Annotated in this window: 16 protein-coding genes; 12 read left to right on the plus strand and 4 right to left on the minus strand. The window is 73.6% G+C overall.

Annotation, left to right across the window (positions count from 1 at the left end):
* The first annotated feature begins 80 nt into the window (after positions 1-80).
* Positions 81-1115, plus strand: a complete 1035-nt coding sequence (locus AOM46_RS15865) for a S1C family serine protease (protein WP_062211724.1) — start codon at positions 81-83, stop codon at positions 1113-1115.
* Positions 1116-1158: 43 nt separating this feature from the next.
* Here the strand turns inward: AOM46_RS15865 and AOM46_RS15870 are convergent, their stop codons facing one another.
* A complete protein-coding gene (locus tag AOM46_RS15870; protein WP_062211727.1) occupies positions 1159-1371 on the minus strand; it encodes a hypothetical protein in 213 nt (70 codons plus the stop codon).
* Positions 1372-1610: 239 nt separating this feature from the next.
* On the opposite strand from AOM46_RS15870, the gene AOM46_RS15875 reads away from it, so the two are divergent.
* Positions 1611-2720: a nicotinate-nucleotide--dimethylbenzimidazole phosphoribosyltransferase gene (locus AOM46_RS15875; RefSeq protein ID WP_062211730.1), complete on the plus strand. Its 1110-nt coding sequence runs from the start codon at positions 1611-1613 to the stop codon at positions 2718-2720.
* 27 nt (positions 2721-2747) lie between these two features.
* Here AOM46_RS15875 and AOM46_RS15880 read toward each other — a convergent pair whose 3' ends face one another.
* Positions 2748-3500: a hypothetical protein gene (locus AOM46_RS15880; RefSeq protein WP_062211741.1), complete on the minus strand. Its 753-nt coding sequence runs from the start codon at positions 3498-3500 to the stop codon at positions 2748-2750.
* 35 nt (positions 3501-3535) lie between these two features.
* Between AOM46_RS15880 and AOM46_RS15885 the strand changes: the two genes are divergently transcribed.
* The 7 genes from AOM46_RS15885 (at position 3536) to AOM46_RS15915 (ending at position 12152) form a co-directional block, all read left to right on the plus strand.
* The gene (locus AOM46_RS15885; protein WP_062211744.1) at positions 3536-4384 is read left to right on the plus strand and encodes an adenosylcobinamide-GDP ribazoletransferase; all 849 of its coding nucleotides are present in this window, start codon (positions 3536-3538) and stop codon (positions 4382-4384) included.
* A gap of 192 nt (positions 4385-4576) precedes the next feature.
* Complete coding sequence (locus AOM46_RS15890; RefSeq protein WP_062211747.1) at positions 4577-6100, plus strand: leucyl aminopeptidase; 1524 nt, start codon at positions 4577-4579, stop codon at positions 6098-6100.
* 257 nt (positions 6101-6357) lie between these two features.
* On the plus strand, positions 6358-7746 hold the full coding sequence (lpdA, locus tag AOM46_RS15895; protein ID WP_062212685.1) for a dihydrolipoyl dehydrogenase: 1389 nt from the start codon (positions 6358-6360) through the stop codon (positions 7744-7746).
* Between the two features lie 64 nt (positions 7747-7810).
* The gene (gene sucB / locus AOM46_RS15900) at positions 7811-9550 is read left to right on the plus strand and encodes a 2-oxoglutarate dehydrogenase, E2 component, dihydrolipoamide succinyltransferase (RefSeq protein ID WP_062211750.1); all 1740 of its coding nucleotides are present in this window, start codon (positions 7811-7813) and stop codon (positions 9548-9550) included.
* A gap of 137 nt (positions 9551-9687) precedes the next feature.
* Positions 9688-10311, plus strand: coding sequence for a GntR family transcriptional regulator (locus AOM46_RS15905; protein ID WP_062211752.1), 624 nt, complete (start codon positions 9688-9690; stop codon positions 10309-10311).
* A gap of 326 nt (positions 10312-10637) precedes the next feature.
* The gene (locus tag AOM46_RS15910; RefSeq protein WP_062211755.1) at positions 10638-11657 is read left to right on the plus strand and encodes a YafY family protein; all 1020 of its coding nucleotides are present in this window, start codon (positions 10638-10640) and stop codon (positions 11655-11657) included.
* 18 nt (positions 11658-11675) lie between these two features.
* Positions 11676-12152 carry a nuclear transport factor 2 family protein gene (locus AOM46_RS15915; RefSeq protein WP_062211759.1) on the plus strand — a complete coding sequence of 159 codons (477 nt, stop codon included), beginning with the start codon at positions 11676-11678 and terminating at the stop codon, positions 12150-12152.
* A 14-nt stretch (positions 12153-12166) separates the two neighbouring features.
* Here the strand turns inward: AOM46_RS15915 and AOM46_RS15920 are convergent, their stop codons facing one another.
* The gene (locus tag AOM46_RS15920) at positions 12167-13126 is read right to left on the minus strand and encodes a TIGR03620 family F420-dependent LLM class oxidoreductase (RefSeq protein WP_062211762.1); all 960 of its coding nucleotides are present in this window, start codon (positions 13124-13126) and stop codon (positions 12167-12169) included.
* A 166-nt stretch (positions 13127-13292) separates the two neighbouring features.
* Between AOM46_RS15920 and AOM46_RS15925 the strand changes: the two genes are divergently transcribed.
* Positions 13293-13913 (plus strand): TetR/AcrR family transcriptional regulator, encoded by a 621-nt coding sequence (locus AOM46_RS15925; RefSeq protein ID WP_078856862.1) that lies wholly within the window; start codon positions 13293-13295, stop codon positions 13911-13913.
* A gap of 24 nt (positions 13914-13937) precedes the next feature.
* Here the strand turns inward: AOM46_RS15925 and AOM46_RS15930 are convergent, their stop codons facing one another.
* Positions 13938-14873 carry an SDR family oxidoreductase gene (locus AOM46_RS15930; protein ID WP_062211765.1) on the minus strand — a complete coding sequence of 312 codons (936 nt, stop codon included), beginning with the start codon at positions 14871-14873 and terminating at the stop codon, positions 13938-13940.
* Between the two features lie 216 nt (positions 14874-15089).
* Here AOM46_RS15930 and AOM46_RS15935 point away from each other — a divergent pair, with 216 nt between their 5' ends.
* Entirely contained in the window at positions 15090-15659 is a 570-nt protein-coding gene (locus tag AOM46_RS15935) for a DUF4240 domain-containing protein (RefSeq protein WP_062211768.1), read from the plus strand.
* Between the two features lie 17 nt (positions 15660-15676).
* Complete coding sequence (locus tag AOM46_RS15940) at positions 15677-16612, plus strand: TIGR01777 family oxidoreductase (protein WP_062211771.1); 936 nt, start codon at positions 15677-15679, stop codon at positions 16610-16612.
* Positions 16613-16791 lie beyond the last annotated feature (179 nt).

Consider the following 16791-nt stretch of genomic DNA (forward strand, 5'->3'; position numbering starts at 1 on the left):
CCGTAGCCGGAGGACAGTTGCCCCGAACGACCCGGCGGCCCTCCGCCGCCGCCGGCGGGGCAGCGGCCACAATGCCCGTTATGGCCTTTCCGCATCCGTTTCGTCCCGCTTTTCTCCTTCTCTGCGCGCTGCTCGCGGGCTGCACCGGCGACGCCGCCGGCTCGGGCCCCGAACAGCAGGTGGAGGCGCCCGAGCCCACGGTGACGGGGGAGTTGGAGCGCACCTACCAGGACGTGGTCAACGAGGTGCTGCCGTCCGTCGTGCAGATCACCACCGAGGAGCAGCAGGGCTCGGGGGTGCTCTACGACGACGAGGGACATATCGTCACCAACGCGCATGTGGTCGGCCGCGAGGAGACGTTCCAGGTCACCCTGGCCACCGGTCAACGGCCGCTGGACGCGGAGCTGGTCAGCTCCTACCCCGAGCAGGATCTCGCGGTGATCGAGCTGTCCGATCCGCCGGACCGGCTGCGTCCCGCCACCTTCGGCGACTCGTCCAGGGTGGCGGTCGGCCAGATCGTGCTGGCGATGGGCAATCCGCTGGGGTTGGCCTCCAGCGTCACCCAGGGCATCGTCTCGGCGGTCGGCCGCGCGGTCAGCGAGGGCGAGGGCGAGGCGACGCTGGGCAACATGGTGCAGACCTCGGCCGCGATCAACCCGGGCAACAGCGGGGGCGCGTTGGTGAATCTCTCGGGCCAGGTGGTGGGCATCCCCACGCTGGCCGCCCGGGATCCGGGGATGGGCGGCGGCCAGGCGCCCGGCATCGGCTTCGCGATCCCGGCGTCCACGGTGACCTTTCTGGCGGACCAGATGATCGAGCACGGGCGGGTGGTGGACTCGGGCCGGGCGGCGCTGGGGATCTCGGTGCGCACCGTGCTGGGCGACGGCTTCCAGCCGGCCGGCGCGGCCGTCGTGGAGGTCACCGACGGCGGACCGGCGGACCGCGCGGGGCTGCGGGCCGGCGATGTGCTGGTGGAGCTGGCCGGCGAGGAGGTGGCCGATGTGGTCTCACTGGCCGAGGCGCTGGCCGCGCAGCGCCCGGGACGCGACGTGCAGGTGCGGTATCTGCGCAACGACGAGCGGCGGGAGGCCGAGGTCACGCTGGGTGAGGCGTGATCCCCCGGCCGGCCCCGCCGCCGGTGGGTCGTTCGTCGGTGGATCAGTCGTCGACGGCGCTGTGCAGGCTCATCGGCCCGTACACCTTGCTGCCGTCCTCCAGAAGGGTCACCTGGTCGATGCCCCCGTCGATCAGTTCCGGCCAGATCTCGCCGATCCAGGACTCCGCGTCCCCCTGGGTGCCGAAGTCCCCTGGATCCTGCGGTGGTTCGGTCGTCGAGCCGTCCGCCCTCTCGAAGCGCCACTCCCAGGCCATGCGAAGCCTCCACTCACCGCCGTGACTGCCTTGCTCGCAGACTAAATCACGCCTCGCGCCAGGACGCACCACCGCGCGCGATGCGAACAGGCGCACCCCGCGCGCCTCGACACCACCCCGGACCCGGCGAGCGGACGAGGCCGACCCCCGGCGCGAACTCCCCGCACGCGCCGGGCAGATGACCGCCCACTCCCCCTGCGGCCGCGGGGCACGGTGGGCACGACGGTAGTCTCGTGCGCATGAGTGAGGGTGGTCTGCGACTCGACGACTTCGGCGAACTGATCGAACGTCCCAGCTCACGGCTGCGCCGCCAGGCGGAGCGGCATCGGGCCACGCTGACGGTGCCGCCCCGGGCGCTCGGCCGGCTGGACGAGATCGGCGCCTGGCTGGCGGCGGCCCAGGGGCAGGTGCCGGTGCGGCCGATCGAGCGGCCCAGGGCGCTGCTGTTCGCCGGCGACCACGGCGTCGCCGAGCTCGGCGTCTCTGGCCGGCGGCCAGGGGACACGGCGGGCCTGGTGCGCGCGGTGCTGGACGGGGTCAGCCCGGCGGCCGTGTTGGCCCGTCAGGCCGGCGTGCCGCTGCGGGTGATCGACATGTCCGTCGACTGTCCCGAGGACGCGTTCCCCGCCGAGGTCACCCGGCACCGGGTGCGGCGCGGCTCGGGCCGGCTCGACATCGAGGACACGCTCACCGAGGAGGAGACGGAGGCGGCCTTCCGCGCCGGGATGGCCATCGCGGACGAGGAGGCGGACTCGGGCACCGATCTGCTGGTGCTCGGCGATCTCTCGGTCGGTGGCACCACGGCGGCCGGCGCGCTGGTCGCCGCGCTCTGCGGCACGGACGCCTCGGTGGTCACCGGGCGCGGCGCGGTGCGGATCGACGATCTGACCTGGATGCGCAAATGCGCCGCGATCAGGGACGGGCTGCGGCGCGCCCGCCCCGTGCTGGGGGACCAGCTGCGGCTGCTGGCCGCGTTGGGCGGCGCCGATCTCACGGCGATGACGGGCTTCCTGCTGCAGTGCGCGGTGCGCCGCACGCCCGTGGTGCTGGACGGCGTGGTGTCGGTGGCCTGTGCGCTGGTCGGCCAGCGGGTGGCGTTCCGCGCGCCCGACTGGTGGCTGGCCGGGCAGGTGAGCGGCGAGCCGGCGCAGGCCAAGGCGTTGGACCGGATGACCCTGGTGCCGCTGCTCGACCACGGTGTCACGGCCGGCGAGGGCAGCGGCGCGCTGCTGGCGTTCCCGCTGGTCAGGGCGGCCGCCGCGCTGGCGGCCGAGCTGCCGGTGCGCGCGGAGCCGGCCGACCAGCCGACGGATGAACCGGCCGTGGAGCCGGAGGCGGCGGCGGGCTGACGCGCCGTCAACTCTCGGAGAAGCGGCTCACGTTCCCTCCCGTTCGCCGGTGGGGGTGCCGCCCACCAGGTCCTGGAGGCGGCGGGTCGGGCCGGCCCAGCGGGCGTCGTGCCGCCGGGCACGCCGTTCGGCCCGGCGGCGGGCGCGTGGGCGGCGGCGGTAGAGCCGTTTCGCCCAGGGCGAGTCGGGCCGGGCCAGGCGCAGCGCGCCGACGATCGAGATCACCGGCACCAGCACGCCGAGCACGGCCAGCTTGGGCTTGCCCTTGACCAGGGAGATCAGCGCGCAGACGAAGTGCAGCAGCAGGGTGCCGATCAGATTGCCCCGGTCGTCCCGGTCGTCGGGCGAGAGGCCGTCGACGCCCAGCGGCAGGAAGCCGACCAGCAGCATCCCGCCCAGCGCCGTGGTCAGCAGCACGACCTCGACGCTCTGCCGGCCGCGTTCGGACCAGTAGACGTCCTGCATATAGAGGATCAACGCGAACTCGTCGAGCACCAGCCCGGCGCCGATGCCGAAGACCACGGCCAGCAGCGCGGCCGCCCAGCCGCGTCCGCCGGTGGCCACCCCGCCGAAGCCGCCCACCAGCATGAGCACCACCCCCGGCACCACATGGTGCACATGGCGGCCGCCGGCCGAGATGTCGTGGAACGGGCCCTTGCCGGCGCGGATCAGCCGGGTCACACAACGGGTGATCAGAAACGTCAGCACAAAGGCCAACAGGGCGAGCAGCAGCGGCAGCTTGCCCGGTTCCACGATGTTGCGATACCACCAGTCGCTCATGACCGTTCAGCGTTCCGGCGCTACGCTGCGGACTGATGAACGCCACGCCGCCGATACCTCCGCTGCCGCCGCCGGGACCGCCGCCGACCACCGGGATGGCGGCACCGCGCGAGGGGCTGCGCTTCGCCTTCGGGACCATGACGGCGCTGCCGGTCGGCGCCCCGCGCCGGGAGCGGGCGGTGGCCGCGCTCGGGATGCGGGTGGCGCCGCTGGTCGGCCTCGCCCTCGGGGCGGCGGCCGGCGGGCTGTGCTGGGTGCTGTTGACGATCGAGGTCGGCTGGCTGCTCACCGGCGTGCTGACGGTCGCCTCGTTGGCGTTGCTGACCCGGGGGTCGGCCCTCGAAGGACTGTCCGGGGTGGCCGACGCGTTCGCCGGCGACCGGCCGGTGGACGAGGCGCGGCGGATCGCGCGCGGTCACGGCGTGGGCCGGCTGGGGGTGCCGGCGCTGCTGTTCGCCGTGCTGACCCAGGTGGCCGCCGTGCACGAACTGGCGGGCGAGGGCAAGGACTACGCGGCGGCCGCGGTCCTCGTCGCGGTGCTGACCTCGCGCACCGGGGTGGCCTGGGCCTGTCGCGAGCTGCCCCCCGCCGGCTCCACCGGGCTGGGCGCGCTGGTGGCGCGTTCCGTGTCGACGGGGGCGGCGGTGGTGCTGGCCGCGTTGACGGTCGCGGCGGCCGGCGCGGTCGGCGCGCTGACCGCCGGGGAGCCGGGCGCCGGCGCGGTGGTCGGGGCGAGCGCGGTGGTGCTGGGGCTGACCGCCGCCGAGTTGGTGCTCTGGCAGGCGCGCGGCCGGTTGGGCGGGCTGACGGGCGGGGTGCTGGGCGCGGTGAGCGAGACGGCGACGGCCGTGGTGCTGGTGACGCTCGTGGTGGGCGCGACCTGATCCCCTGGGCTCCGACGGGCGCGGCGTAGTCTTCTGTGCCGAATGGCCGGGCGCCGACCCCGCTTCCGGTTCTTCCCGGCTTCTCCGGTTTGTCCGGTTTCTTCGGTTTGTCTGGATTCCCCGGTTCCCCCGGTCCCCGGCCATCCCGAGCCCACCAGCCCACCACGTACACGAGGACGGAACCCCAACACCGTGACTGCACTGACGCTCAGCAACCTCTCCGCGGCGACCGTCCCGGCGGACGCCGTCGTCATCGGCGTCGCCAAGGGCGAGTCGGGGCCCGTGTTGGCCGCCGGTTCGACGCCGGCCGCCGCCGTGGACGCCGCCACCGGCGGGACGCTGGCCGCGACCCTGAAGACCCTCGGTGCCAAGGGCGGTGAGAACGAGGTCACCAGGATCGCCTCGCCCGACGGCGTGGCCGCCCCGCTGGTGCTCGCCGTCGGCCTGGGCGCCGTCCCCGACAAAGGGGGCGCGTTCGACCCGGAGACGTTGCGCCGCGCGGCCGGCGCCGCCGCCAGGGCGCTGGCCGGCTCCGCGCACGCGGCGTTCGCGCTGCCGGTGGCCGATGTCGCGGCCGTCGCCGCGGTCTCCGAGGGCGCGCTGCTGGGCGCCTACGCGTTCACCGCGTTCCGCGGCCGGGAGTTCGACGGCGCCGACAGCGCGCCGCTGAGCCAGGTGACCGTTCTGGACGAGGGCGCCGCCGACGACGCCCACACCCGGGCCGCCCAGCGGGCGCTGGTGCTGGCCGAGGAGGTGGGCCGGGCGCGTGATCTGGTCAACACCCCGCCCAACGCGCTGACTCCGGCGGTCTTCGCCGACACGGTGACGGCCACCGCGCCCGGCTTCGGCGTGGACGTCGAGGTGTGGGACGAGGAGGCGCTGGCCGAGGGCGGCTTCGGCGGGCTGCTGGGCGTGGGTCAGGGCTCGGGGGCCCCGCCCCGGCTGGTGCGGGTCGCCTACCGCGCCCCGGCGGCCACCACGACGCTGGCGCTGGTCGGCAAGGGCATCACCTATGACTCGGGCGGCATCTCGCTCAAGCCGGCCGGCCACAACGAGACGATGAAGTGCGATATGGGCGGCGCGGCGACGGTGTACGCCGCGGTGCTGGCGGCGGCCAGGCTCGGCCTCGCGGTCAATGTGACCGGCTGGCTGGCGCTGGCCGAGAACATGCCCTCGGGCACGGCGACCCGTCCCGGCGACGTGCTCACCATGTACGGCGGGAAGACCGTCGAGGTGTTGAACACCGACGCCGAGGGCCGGCTGGTGCTGGGGGACGCGCTGGTGAAGGCGTGCGAGGAGAACCCGGACGCGCTGGTGGACGTGGCCACGCTGACCGGCGCGATGGTGGTGGCGCTCGGCGAGCGCACCATCGGCGTGCTGGGCACGGACGCGTTCCGCGATCTGGTGCACGAGACGGCCGCCGAGGTCGGCGAGGAGTCCTGGCCGATGCCGATGCCGGCCGAACTCGCCGAGGGACTGAAGTCGCCGGTCGCCGACCTGCAGAACGTCGGGCCCCGGCTGGGCGGCGGGCTGTTCGCCGGCCATTTCCTGCGGGAGTTCGTCCCGGCCGACCTGCGCTGGGCGCATCTGGACATCGCGGGCCCGGCGTACAACGGCGGTTCCCCGCACGGCTACACGCCCAAGGGCGGCACCGGCGTGGCGATCCGCACCCTGCTGCGGCTCGCGGAGCGCGCCGCGGACGGTGACCTGGGCTGACGTGCCCGACGGCCCCGACACGGCCGGGACGGGAGGCGGGCTGGGGCCGTCGGCGCGCGGCGCCGCAGGTGTGGCGGTCGTCACCAGCCCGCCGTCCCACCACCGTCCGGCAGGTGCGAAGATGGTGTTCCGGCAGGACAGGGCCAGGCTCAACCACCCAGGCGAGCCACAACAAGCCGCACTACCCGCGGCCCACAGACGACACCGACCGGTCGGCGCGGACCGGCAGGTGTACCCCATCCATGGAGGAACGTGACGTGGCGAACGACGCCGGCACCGTTTTCGACCTAGTGATCCTCGGAGGCGGCAGCGGTGGTTACGCCGCGGCCCTGCGCGCCTCCCAGCTGGGTCTCGACGTGGCCCTGATCGAGAAGAACAAGCTGGGCGGCACCTGTCTGCACCAGGGATGCATTCCCACCAAGGCCCTGCTGCACGCCGGCGAGATCGCCGACGCGGCCCGTGAGGGCGCCGAGTTCGGCGTGCGGTCGACCTTCGAGGGCATCGACATCGCGGGCGTCCACAAGTACAAGGACGGCGTGGTCTCCGGTCTCTACAAGGGGCTGCAGGGGCTGGTCGCCTCCCGCAAGATCACCTATGTGGAGGGCGAGGGCCGGCTCTCCTCCCCGACCTCGGTCGATGTGAACGGACAGCGTTACACCGGCCGGCACGTGCTGCTGGCCACGGGCTCGGTGCCCAGGTCGCTGCCGGGTCTGACGATAGACGGCGACCGGATCATCTCCTCCGACCACGCCCTGGTCCTGGACCGGGTGCCCAAGTCGGCCATCGTGCTGGGCGGCGGCGTGATCGGCGTGGAGTTCGCGTCGGTCTGGAAGTCCTTCGGCGCCGACGTGACCATCGTCGAGGGCATGAAGCACCTGGTGCCGGTGGAGGACGAGAACAGCTCCAAGCTGTTGGAGCGCGCCTTCCGCAAGCGGGGCATCGCGTTCTCGCTCGGCTCCTTCTTCAAGGGCGCCGAGTACACCGCCGACGGCGTGCGGGTCACCCTGGAGAACGGGAAGACCTACGAGGCCGAGGTGCTGCTGGTGGCCATCGGCCGGGGCCCGGTCTCGCAGGGCCTGGGCTACGAGGAGGCCGGGGTCGCGATCGACCGTGGCTTCGTCCGGGTCGACGAGTACTGCCGCACCAACGTCCCCACCATCTCCGCCGTGGGGGACCTGATCCCCACCCTCCAGCTGGCCCATGTGGGCTTCGCCGAGGGCATCCTGGTGGCGGAGCGGCTGGCCGGGCTCTCCCCGGTGCCGATCGACTACGACGGGGTGCCCCGGGTGACGTACTGCCACCCGGAGGTGGCCTCGGTGGGGGTCACCGAGGCGCGCGCCAAAGAGCTGTACGGTGCCGACCAGGTGGTCACCCTCAAGTACAACCTCGCGGGCAACGGCAAGAGCAAGATCCTGAAGACGGCGGGCGAGATCAAGCTCGTGCGGGTCAGGGACGGCGCCGTCGTCGGCGTTCACATGGTGGGTGACCGGCTCGGCGAGCAGGTGGGCGAGGCCCAGCTGATCTACAACTGGGAGGCGCTGCCCGCCGAGGTGGCGCAGCTCATCCACGCACACCCGACCCAGAACGAGGCGCTGGGCGAAGCCCATCTGGCCCTGGCCGGCAAGCCGCTGCATTCCCACGACTGACCTGGCCGCGTACCCCAGAGCGCGCGTAACCCACTGCCACTTTTCGTAAGGAGCAACAGAAACCATGGCGGTTTCCGTAACCCTTCCGGCGCTCGGCGAGAGCGTGACCGAGGGCACCGTCACCCGCTGGCTGAAGGCCGAAGGCGACCATGTCGAGGCCGACGAGCCGCTGCTGGAGGTGTCGACCGACAAGGTCGACACCGAGATCCCGGCACCGAGCGCCGGTGTTCTGTCGGCCATCAAGGTGGCCGAGGACGAGACCGTCGAGGTCGGTGCCGAGCTGGCCGTGATCGACGACGGTTCGGGCGCCCCGGCGGCCGCGCCGGCGCCCGCGGCCGAGTCCACCCCCGAGCCCGCCCCCGCGCCCGAGCCGGCGCAGGCCGCGCCCGCCCCTTCGGCGCCCGCGCCGGCCGCGAGCGCCCCCTCGGGCGGCTCGGCCGAGGGCACCGAGGTGCTGCTCCCGGCGCTCGGCGAGAGCGTCACCGAGGGCACCGTCACCCGCTGGCTGAAGGAGGTCGGCGAGGAGGTCGAGGCCGACGAGCCGCTGCTGGAGGTGTCGACCGACAAGGTCGACACCGAGATCCCGGCACCGGCCGCCGGCACCCTGCTGGAGATCACGGTCGGCGAGGACGAGACGGCCGAGGTCGGCGCGAAGCTCGGCGTGATCGGTGCCGCCGGCGCCGCCCCCGCCGCCGCTCCCGCCCCGGCGGCCCCCGCGCCCGAGCCCGCCCCGGCCCCCGAGCCGGCGCAGGCCGCGCCCGCCCCGACAGCGACCAAGCCGCAGGCCGCTCCGGCTCCGGCGCCCGCCCCGGCGGCGCCCAAGCCGCAGGCCGCCCCGGCCCCCGCCGTCGCCCCCAGGGCCTCGGCCGCGCCGAGCACGGACGGCGCCTATGTCACCCCGCTGGTGCGCAAGTTGGCCAGCGAGAACGGCGTCGATCTGGCCCAGGTCAAGGGTTCGGGGGTGGGCGGTCGCATCCGTAAGCAGGATGTGCTCGCCGCCGCCGAGGCCGCGAAGGCGGCGGCCGCCAAGGCTCCCGCGGCGGCCCCGGCCGCCCAGGCGCCCGCCCCGGCCCAGCCCTCGCCGCTGCGCGGTCAGACCGTCAAGATGCCGCGCATCCGCAAGGTGATCGGCGAGAACATGATGCGCGCCCTGCAGAACCAGGCGCAGCTGTCCTCGGTGGTCGAGGTCGATGTCACCAAGGTGATGCGGCTTCGGGCGCGGGCCAAGGAGTCCTTCCTGGCCCGCGAGGGGGTCAAGCTCTCCCCCATGCCGTTCTTTGTGAAGGCGGCGGCCGAGGCGCTGAAGTCGCACGCGTCGATCAACGCAAAGATCAACGACGACGGCACCATCACCTACCACGATGTCGAGAACGTGGGCATCGCGGTGGACTCCGAGAAGGGCCTGATGGTCCCGGTGATCAAGAACGCCGGTGACCTGAGCCTGGCCGGGATCGCCAAGAAGACCGCCGAGTTGGCGGGCAAGGTCCGCAAGGGCGGGCTGGCCCCCGACGACATGGCGGGCGGCACGTTCACGATCAGCAACACCGGTTCGCGCGGTGCGCTGTTCGACACCATCATCGTGAACTACCCGCAGGTCGCCGAGTTGGGCATCGGGGCCACCGTGCGCCGGCCCGTGGTGGTCAACCACCCGGATCTGGGCGAGACGATCGCGATCCGCGACATGGTGTACCTGACGCTGTCCTACGACCACCAGTTGGTGGACGGCGCCGACGCGGCCCGCTATCTGACGGACATCAAGGCCCGGCTGGAAGCCGGTGCGTTCGAGGGCGAACTCGGCCTCTGAGCCGACGCCGGCCGCGCCCCGCCCGAACTGCTTCGGGCGGGGCGCGGCCCGTTGGTCCTCGGGTCAAGGCCCGTTGTCCCCAGGTCAAGAGAAGGTCAACGGCGGTGCGGCCGCCGACGGCCGGACAGGAGCATGCCATGAGCCCGCCCATCGTCCCCTCGCTGCGGCAGCGGATCCGCGAGCACATCGTGGAGGGCATCGTCAGCGGGCGGTGGCAGCCGGGCGAGCGGATCGTGGAGCGCAGGATCGCGGTCGAGCTGGAGGTGAGCCAGACGCCGGTACGGGAGGCGCTGCGCGAGCTGGAGACGCTGCGGCTGATCGAATCGGCGCCCAACAAGGGCGTTCGGGTGCGGAAGCTGACCGCGTCCGATCTGGAGGAGATCTATCCGGTGCGGGCGGGTCTTGAGCAGATCGCGGCCGAACTGGCGGCCGACCGGCTGGCCGACGACGCCTCCGCGCTGCTGGCCGAGGTGGCCGCGCTCACCGAGGCGGACCGGCGGGAGGACGCGGAGGCCCAGGTGGGGCACACCGTGGCCTTCCACCACACGCTGGTGCGCGCCTCGGGGAACAGCGTGCTGCTGCACACCTGGGAGTCGCTGGGCATCGAGATCTGGACGGCGCTCTCCATCCGCTGGCTCGGCACCCGCCAGCGCTCCTATGCCGAGGAGCACCAGGAGCTGATCGACGCCTTCCTGCGCCGCGACCCGGGGATCGGTCAGCTGGTCAAGGAGCATGTGTTGAACTGTGCACCGCGTGCCTGATCTTCCCCGGTCTGTCCCCCTATGCCCTGGCACGGGGTGTCAATTTTGCCGAATGCTTTGATCGATCATCGATCAGAGGCTTAGAGTTTCGGAGAAGACAGAGCCGCGCCACATCAAGCACCTGTCCTGCCGAGTGGCGCGGCTCTACCCGAGGCCCGGGTCCCCAACGTCGCGCCAACGATCCCAGGGACCCGGCCCTCACGGTTCGCCCATCGTGCCAGAGCCCGTCGGCACCCCGCGAGCCGTTTCGTCGAACCCGCCGTCGCATGTCCCGCTGCCGGGACCCGGCGTGGACGGTAGGCGCCCCGGTCCGCGAGAGTGGGGGGATGCGCGCGGCTCGGGTGATCAGGTTGTTGCTGTTGCTGCAGTCGCGACGTTCCATGACCGCGGGCGAGTTGGCGGCCGAACTCGAGGTCTCGGAGCGAACCGTGGCCAGGGATGTGGCCGCGCTCTCCGAGGCGGGCGTCCCGGTCTACGCGGACCGGGGCCGCACCGGCGGCTACCGGCTGGTCGGCGGCTACCGGACCCGGCTCACCGGTCTGGGGCGGCACGAGGCGGAGGCGCTTTTTCTCTCCGGCGTCCCGTCCGCGCTGCGCGACATGGGCCTGGCGGACACCGCGTCGGCCGCCCGGCTCAAGGTGTCGGCGGCGCTGCTGCCGGAGCTGAGGGACGCCGAGCGGAGCGCGGCCCAACGCTTCCATCTGGACGCCCCGCACTGGTGGCAGGCCCCGGAGACCCCGGAGCAGCTGCCGTTGATCGCCGAGGCCGTCTGGGGCGATCTGCGGTTCGCCGGACGCTACCGCAGGGGCGACGGCTCGACGGCGGCACGGGAGTGGGAGCCCTACGGCCTGGTCCTCAAGGCCGGCGCCTGGTATCTGGCCGCGCGCCCGGCCGAGGACGGCGGCGAGCACCGGATCTACCGCGTCGCGCGGTTCTCCGAGGTGACGCTCGGGGGCCAACCGTTCGACCGGGAGCCGGAGTTCGACCTGCCGGCCTTCTGGGCGGAGCAGGCCGCCGCCTTCGCCCGCGCGATCCTGCGGGAGACCGTCGGGCTGCGGCTCACCGAGGCCGGGGTCGGGCGGCTGCGCCACCACACCGACCGGGCGGCGGCCGAGGAGGCCGTCGCCGGCGCCGGGGCGCCGGACGCGGACGGCCGGGTGACCGTCACGCTGGCCGTCGAGTCCCTTGATGTCGCCTTCGACCAGCTGTTGGCGCTGGGCGCGGACGCCGAGGTGCTGCGGCCGCCCGAGCTGCGCGCCCGGTTCGCCCGGGCCACGGCGGACGCGGCGGCGCTCTACCGGCGGGGCCCCGACAACGGCGCGGCGGTTGACCTCAACCGAGCTTGAAGTAGCACGATCGGCGTCATGACCACAGCAGAGGCCACCGCCCGGGACGCCGGGGACCGCCGGGAGATCGCCGATCTCGTCAGCCGGATGTTCCGCTCGTACGACCGACGGGAGTTGGACGAGGAGACGACCGCCCGGTTCGTCGCCGACGACGCCCATGTCACCACCCCCGTCGGCACCGCGCGCGGCAGGGCCGCGGTGGCGCGGCTGAACGCGGAGGCGCTGGGCCGCTTCGACCGCACCCAGCACCAGGCGACGGACCTGCTGGTGGAGGTGGCCCCGGACGGGGCGACGGCGCGCGCCGGCTGGAACGCGCTGATGACCCATGTGCACCACGACTCCACGCTGCGCGGGCGCGGCCCGAACGCCAACCCGCTGCTGGTGGTGGGCGGTTACTGGCACGGGACGCTGGCGCGCACGGCCGCCGGCTGGCGGTTCGACTCACTCGCGATCGAGCCGGTCTGGCACACCGGGGATCCGCCGCCGCTGGGCTGACCCCCGGCGCCGGATCATCCGCGCCCGGCCGTCGGACCGACCAACGCCGGGGCCAGCTCCCGCCACTCCGGCAGCGGAAGAGCCGACGGATCGGCGGTCAGCACCTGGAGACAGACATGGTCGGCACCGGCCGCCAGCTGCTCCCGCACCCGCCGCTCGACGACCTCAAGATCCCCGTAGGCAACGATCGCGTCCACCAACCGCCGGCTGGGCCCCGGCGTCAGATCGTCGTCGGTGAAGCCGAGCCGGCGCAGGCTGCGCAGCTGGTGTGGCGCCGCCAGATAGCCGGCGACATGGGCGGTGGCCACCTCGCGCGCCCGGTCGACGTCGCGGTCGAGAACCACCGCCTGCTCGACGGCGAGGAACGCGTCGGGGCCCATCGTCTCCCGGGCGCGCCCGGTGTGCTCGACGGGCACGAAGTAGGGGTGCGCCCCCAGCGTGCGTTCGGCGGCGAGCGCCAGCATCCTCGGCCCGAGGCCGGCGAGCACCCGCCGGGGCGGGGTCACGGGCGGCGGGCCGTGCGCGGGCACCGCGTCCATGGCGTCGAGGTAGGCGCGCATGGTGGCGACCGCGTTGCCCTTGGCCGGCATGGGGTAGCCGTCCAGCAGATGCACCGTGTCGTCCACCCGGTGGCCGCCGAGGCCCAGCAGATAGCGGCCGGGGAAGGCGTCGGCCAACGCCCGTTCGGCGCCGGCCAGCGCGATCGGATCGCGCAGCGTGATGTTGGCGATCCCGGAGGCGACGGTGAGCCGGCGCGTCGCGGACAGCAACAGCCACGCCTGGCTCACCGAGTCCCGCCCGAACGCCTCCCCGAACCACAGCGCTCCCCAGCCCAGCTCGTCCACCTCGGCGGCGGCCGCCCGCACCAGGCCGGCCGGCCGGGCGTCGAAGGCGAACGTCCACAGCCCCACGGGCCCGAGCCCGCCGAGCGGCCGACCGGCCGTCGCGGCCCTCTCCCCTGACCCCACGGTCATCCCACTCCTCGCATCGGCGTCGAAGACGTCCCATGAAGCGGAGAACTTCTCCGTTTCACTGTCGCGCCACCCTACACCAGAGAGGGGCCCATCCGGAGAAGTTCTCCGGATGAGCCCCGGGGCCTTCCCCGCGCGCGTCCGCCCACCGGCGGTGCAGGATGGGCGCATGGACGAGGCACTGACCGAGCACGGCGCCGGCCCCACCCCCGAGGGAACGGCGGCATCCCGCCGGCGCTCCGACGCGCGGCGCAACCGCGCGCGCATCCTGCGGGCCGCCGGCGAGACCTTCGCCGCCGACGGCCCCGACGCCTCGCTCAACGAGATCGCCCGCCGCGCCGGCGTCGGCCCCGGCACGCTCTACCGCCACTTCCCCGGCCGCACCGAACTGCTCGCCGCCGTCCTCACCGACCGGATCGAGACCCTCTGCCGGCACGCCGAGACCCTGCGGGACGAACCCGACGCCGACCGGGCGCTGGCCGACTGGCTGAGCGCCTTCCTCGACCACGCGCGCAACCAACAGGGCCTGGGCAGCGCCCTGTTGCTGGCCGAGACGGGCGGCCTCGGCTTCGACTGCCACCAGCGGCTGCGGGACGCCGCCGGCGCCGTCCTGACCCGGGCCCAACGGGACGGCGCCGCCCGCCCCGACCTCACCGTCGACGAACTGCTGGCCCTGGTGGTCGGCATCGCCCTGGTCACCGCGCGGGACGCCGAGGGGGGCGTGCGGCAACCGCCCCCCGCGCGGCTGCTCGCCCTGGTCCTCGATGCGATCCGCGCGCCGGTGGGGTGAGCCGGCGCACCCCACCGGCGCGGGTCAGCGGTAGTCCGCCACGTCGACCTGCTCGCCGGCCGCCGTCTTGGCGATAAAGCCCCAGCTGTCCGGCTGCGAGCCGTCCACATCGGTCACGCCGTACTCCCTGGCCAACCCGCCGCTGTCCAGCGAGCGCCCGTTCCACCGCGCCCGCTCCGGGTCGGCGGCCAGCGCCGCGACACCGCGCCCGAGGTAGGTCGGCGTCTCCGAGATCGCGAAGTTCGGATCCTTGGCGATCCCGTCCCGCCAGTTCTCCTCGGTGACCTCGAAGTAGGTGTCCAACATCGCCTCGGAACGCAGAAAGCCGGGCGAGACACAGACCGCCGTGCAGTCGAAGCCCTTCAGCTCATCGGCGAGCCCCTGCGCCATCCGCAGCGGCGCGTACTTCGCCAGATCGTAGAAGAACTCCTCGCGGTACTTGCTGTTGCTCTCCGCCGTGCCGTCCGTCACCTCGACGACCAGCCCACCCGGGTTCCTGATCAGCAGCGGAAGCGCGAAGTAGCTGGTGACGATGTGCGTCTCCACGCCGAGCCTGAGCATCCGCAGCCCCTGCCGCAGATCCAGCTCCCACAGCTTCCGGGTGAACCCGACATCCAGCAGATGGTCGGCGCCCCAGACATCGTTCACCAGGATGTCGAGCCGTCCCTGCTCCCGGTCGACGCGTTCCACCAGCGCCCGCACCTGGTCCTGCTCCAGATGGTCGGTCGGCACCGCGATGCCCTCGCCGCCGGCCGCCGTGACCAGCTCGCCCGTCTCCTCGATGGTCTCGGTGGTCCGCCCCACCTCGCTCACCCGCGAACGGGTGGTGCGGCCGGTGACATAGACCGTCGCACCCGCCCGGCCCAGCTCCACCGCCATCGCACGCCCCGCGCCCCGCGTCGCCCCCGCCACCAGGGCGATCCGTCCGGCCAACGGCCTTTCCCGCTCCGTCACGCACATCCTCCACAGTCGGTTGATCGACAAGTCGATCCGTTCGGAAGCCCTGTTCGGCTCCGGATACCGACGACCCTGACAGCCAATCCCGACACCCTCTGTCCGGCTTTCCGAGAACACCCGTCCTTTCCGAACCGCCTTCCCCCGCCGCGCCAGCCGCGCCCGCCGAACAGGTGAACCCGGCGTGCGCCCGCGCGCCCCGGCGCCGATCCTGTTGCCGTGATGGACGAGACGGAGTTCTGGGCGCTGATCGACCGCACCCGCGAGGCGGCCGGCCGCGACCCCGATCTGCACGCCGAACTGCTGGTGGAACGACTCGTCGAGCTGGACCCCGAAACCGTGCACGACTTCGCCCGGCACTTCGAGGCCAGGTTCTCCCGTGCCTACCGCTGGGACCTCAGGGGAGCCGCCCTGGTGCTGCTCGGCGGCGCCGACGAGAACACCTTCGAGAACTTCCGCTGCTGGCTGATCGCCCAGGGCCGACGCCTCTTCGAGGGCGCACTGGCCGATCCGGACGATCTCGCCGAACTGCTCCCGACGTTCGACGAGACCGTCGACGGCGAGGCCGAGGAGGTCGGCTACGCCGCGTTCGACGCCTACGAGCGGCTGACCGGCCTCGAACTCCCCGACCCGGGACTGCCCGAGCCGGGCGTCGAACCCCTGGGCGCCCCCGTCGACCTGACGGACGAGACCGCGCTGGCCGACGCCTACCCCCGGCTGTGGGCGCGGTTCCGCGTCGGACCCGACATCCCCGGCGCCCCGGGCCTCCCGGGTGGCCCGGCCACCGTCTGATCCGCCAGGATGACGCCATGGCAGCTGACACCCCGTACACCTCCCGGCTCCCCCAACGCGTCGCCGTCACCGGCGCCTCGGGCCTGATCGGCGGAGCGCTCGTCGCCTCGCTCCGCGCCCAGGGCGGCGAGGTGCGTCGCCTGGTCCGTCGCCCGCCGGGGAACGGCCAGGAGGCCCGCTGGGACCCCAGCGGCCAGGACCGGGCCGCGAACGTCGCCGCGCTGCGCGACTGCGACGCCGTGGTGCACCTGGCCGGCGCCGGCGTCTCCGACCGCCGCTGGACCAAGAGCTACAAGCGGCGGATCCGGGACAGCCGGGTGCTGGGCACCACCGCCATCGCCGAGGCCATCGCCGCCCAACCCACTCCCCCGCGCGTCTTCCTCTGCGGCAGCGCCATCGGCTACTACGGCTACACCGGGGACCGCGCGGTGGACGAGGACGCCGGCCCCGGCACCGGTTTCCTGGCCGACCTCTCGCAGGAGTGGGAGGCCGCGGCCGAGCCGGCCAGGCGCGCCGGTGTCCGCACCGTCCAGCTGCGGACCGGACTGGTCGTCGCCCGAAAGGGCGGCGCCTGGGGCAAGTTGTTCCCGATCTTCCGCGCCGGCATCGGCGGCCGGATCGGCAACGGACGCCAGTACTGGAGCGCGATCTCCCTCACCGACCATGTGGCGGCGCTGCGCTTCCTGCTCCAGGAGGACAACGAACTGGCCGGGCCCGTCAACCTCACCGGGCCGCACCCGGCCACCAACCGCGAGGTCACCAGGGTCATGGGCCGGGTGCTGCACCGTCCGACGCTCTTCCCCGTGCCGTCCCCCGTGCTGCGCGTGGTGCTGGGCGAGTTCGCCCAGGACGTCACCGGCAGCCAACGGGTCCTCCCGGCCCGGCTCCAGTCCGCCGGCTTCACCTTCCAGCACCCGACCGTCGAGGACGCGGTCCGCGCCGCCCTCGGCTGAGCCCCGCCCCAGCCTCCACCGCCGGGGGGCGGCAACCGTGCCACCCCCCTGTGCGCCCGTGCCCGGTCCGTGCGCTCTGCCGGTTTCGGTACGGCGTGAGAGGGTCGGCTCCGGTTCGGAACGCATTGCTCGCCCGCCAGTGGGCATCAGGTACGAAGGCCGACCGGCCACTCGCCTGA

It is taken from the genome of Streptomyces sp. NBRC 109706, from assembly GCF_000974485.1.
GTDB lineage: Bacteria > Actinomycetota > Actinomycetes > Streptomycetales > Streptomycetaceae > Streptomyces.